Annotated in this window: 3 protein-coding genes; 1 reads left to right on the forward strand and 2 read right to left on the reverse strand. The window is 70.2% G+C overall.

The genetic code is table 11. The features are described from left to right. Positions 1-230, reverse strand: a 230-nt coding sequence (locus KBX08_RS33035; protein ID WP_210787674.1) for an NAD-dependent epimerase/dehydratase family protein, incomplete at its 3' end; no start/stop codon positions are given. Next, complete coding sequence (gene amcA / locus KBX08_RS33040; RefSeq protein ID WP_210787675.1) at positions 227-397, reverse strand: multiple cyclophane-containing RiPP AmcA; 171 nt, start codon at positions 395-397, stop codon at positions 227-229. The genes KBX08_RS33035 and amcA, both read right to left, overlap by 4 nt. A 443-nt stretch (positions 398-840) precedes the next feature. Here amcA and KBX08_RS33045 point away from each other — a divergent pair. After that, a partial coding sequence (locus KBX08_RS33045; protein ID WP_210787676.1) for a helix-turn-helix transcriptional regulator occupies positions 841-2039 on the forward strand: 1199 nt, incomplete at its 3' end.

Below are 2039 nucleotides of genomic sequence, written 5' to 3' on the forward strand. Positions count from 1 at the left end.
ATGTCGCAGCCCTTGAGAGTGTCATCAAGCGGGTCGGTGGCGAGATCGCGGCAGAGCGGTGTGAACAGCGGATTGCCGGCTGCGGCTGACAGGTTCTCGTCGGCGAGGGCGTCCCGGCCGAGGCGGCGGCGGTCCAAGCCGACCACCTGCACGCCCCGGGCGAGAAGCGCGTCGACGACGTGCGAGCCGATGAAGCCGGCCGCGCCAGTCACCAGCACCCGCGCCGTCACCGGCGGCCACCGGCCTGCGCTAGTTGTGACAGCATGCGCTGCCACACGAAGGTGAGCAGGATGGGCTCGGGCTGGAAGACCTTTGCCCGGCCGGTCGCCGAGAAGCGGGGCTGCACCGCCGGATCGGCCCCGCCCGTGGAGGCGTGCCGCGAGACGTACACGGTCATGACGTCACCGCCCGACGAGTTGCGATTGACTCCCGCTGGTTGGTCGAGTCGTGGCGGGCCCGCCGAGGCGCCGGCGGGCCCGCCGTGGTGAGGCGGCGGCTGGGAGCACCCCGCCGGTCACCCGCTCGCGCAGCCCCGATGGCGGTACGCGGGCGAGGAGTCAACCTCACGACTGCACCCCCGGCCGCCGCCAAAACAAGCGGCGCCTGCTTGTCGGTCGTCTTGTCCGATTTCTTCACCGTGAATCCCCTGGCGTCGATGACATTGGGTTTGGTGAGCTGGCGCCGCCCAGCAGCGTCCGTCGATGCTCGTCAACAGCGAACCGCCCAGCGGACCCGATCGGTACCGTCCACGACGCGTCCGCTCGCAACCAGGTAGTGACGGCCCGTAGCGGAGATGGCTAACGTGACCGTTGTCGACAGAGGACGTACGGAGGTGCTCGCATGGCCGGACGGCGCTATCCCGCCAATCGGCGGCTAGCGTGGGAAAGGCTCCAGCGGGGCTGGTCCTACGAGGAGGTCGCCGAGCGCAGTCGTACGGAGATGAGCCATGCCGGGGAGACCGATACCGGGCTGAACGCCAACACGGTGCGGCGGTGGGAAACCGGGGAGCGGTGGCCTGACCCGCGCTACCGCAAGCACCTCGTGGCCATCTTCGACAAGCCGGCGAGCCAGCTCGGTCTTCTCACCCCCGACGAGCTGGCGATGCGCCCGCAGGCGGAAACACTGCACGAGTTCAGGAGGTTGTGGGAAATGATCACCGGAGGCGACGAAACCGGCTGGGACCGGGCAACTGTTCTGCGCGCGTTGTTCGGCGCCAGCATGCTTCCCCTGGTGGCGCCCCTGCTGTCACTCGATCCGCAGGCCGCCTACGCCCAGGCCAAGGCTATAGATCCAGACGCGTACGCCGAGATTGTGCGTTGCCAGCGCACGCTGTACTGGACCAGCCCCGCCCGGCCGCTCTACGAGGCCGCGTACGCCCACACCCAGCTCGGTAGCGGACTCGTCCGCGCGGCTACCGGCACCAGCCGGGCGACCCTCGCCAGCGCCCTCGCGGAATCGGCGCTGCTCACCGCACGACTGGCGTTCTTCGATCTCAACCAGCCCGCCGTCGCGCAGCGCTGCTACGACGTCGCCCTCGCTGCCACCCGTGAGGCCGGTGACCACGCCCTGGCCGCCGCCGTCCTCGGCCACATGGCCTTCATCCCCGCCTTCGGACATGATCCGGCCGCAGCCCGGTCACTGATCGACGCGGCGCTCCAGCACACCTGGGACGGCGTCAGCCCTGCCGTTCGCTCCTGGCTGCACTGCGTGGCCTCGGAAGTCGAAGCCCGCGTGGGTGCCGGAGCGGCAAGCCGCCACCAGATCGACCTCGCCGCCACCGCGCTCGAAACGCGTCCCGAAGCGCCCGCATGGTTCGACTACTACGACACCGGCCGGCTGCACTCCTTTGCCGGCTACGGAGTCCTCGCCGCTGGCGACCATGCCGAGGCCGCCCGCCACCTGGCCGAGTCCCTCGCCCGCTTGACCGCGACGGGCGCCAAGCAGCGCAGCGTCGTCCTTGCCGACCTGGCCTCGGCGCACAGCAACGACGGCGACCACGCCGCCGACTACCTCAACCAGGCCTTGGACGCCCTGAACAC

It is taken from the genome of Micromonospora sp. H61 (assembly GCF_018070325.1).
Classification (GTDB): Bacteria; Actinomycetota; Actinomycetes; order Mycobacteriales; family Micromonosporaceae; genus Micromonospora; species Micromonospora salmantinae.